Origin of the sequence: Mesorhizobium sp. M7A.F.Ca.MR.245.00.0.0, from assembly GCF_003997415.1 — a bacterium.
Classification (GTDB): domain Bacteria; phylum Pseudomonadota; class Alphaproteobacteria; order Rhizobiales; family Rhizobiaceae; genus Mesorhizobium.
On the sequence record NZ_RZTE01000113.1, the window covers coordinates 1 to 548 of the forward strand.

Consider the following 548-nt stretch of genomic DNA (forward strand, 5'->3'; position numbering starts at 1 on the left):
AAGGGCGTGGTCGGCTATCGAATCAGTGCTCAAACTGCGATGGAAATCCCGCAACTTCAGATGCCGATGATCAGACCTCTCAAACGTTCTACGCAATCCCAACAAGTGCTGGTTACGGGAGGTTCCGGCTTCCTCGGTATGTACTGTATTTTGCAGCTGCTCGATCTTGGATACCGGGTTAGATGCACTGTACGCTCGCTGACACGCGAACCAGAAGTTCGTCGTACACTCGAGCAGATGGGCGCATCATCAATTGGCGCTTCTCTTTCCTTCATCGAGGCAGATTGGAGTGCCGATCCCGGTTGGGATGATGCCGCCGCCGGTAGCTCCTACGTGCTACATGTCGCCTCTCCATTTGCCGTTGGACAAAAGGATGGCAATATTGACACCATCGGCATCGCCAGATCTGGCACACTACGAGTGTTGCGAGCAGCACATGAAGCGAAGGTTAAACGGCTGGTGATCACATCGTCATTCGTTGCCATGAGTTACGCTCGCGATATGGACACCGCTGAATTCACTGAGGCCGATTGGAGTGACTTGAGCAT

The 548-nt window shown here is 53.3% G+C and carries 1 protein-coding gene; it reads left to right on the plus strand.

Annotation, left to right across the window (positions count from 1 at the left end; genetic code table 11):
- A partial coding sequence (locus tag EOB80_RS34310) for an NAD-dependent epimerase/dehydratase family protein (RefSeq protein WP_127332401.1) occupies window positions 1-548 on the plus strand: 548 nt, incomplete at both ends.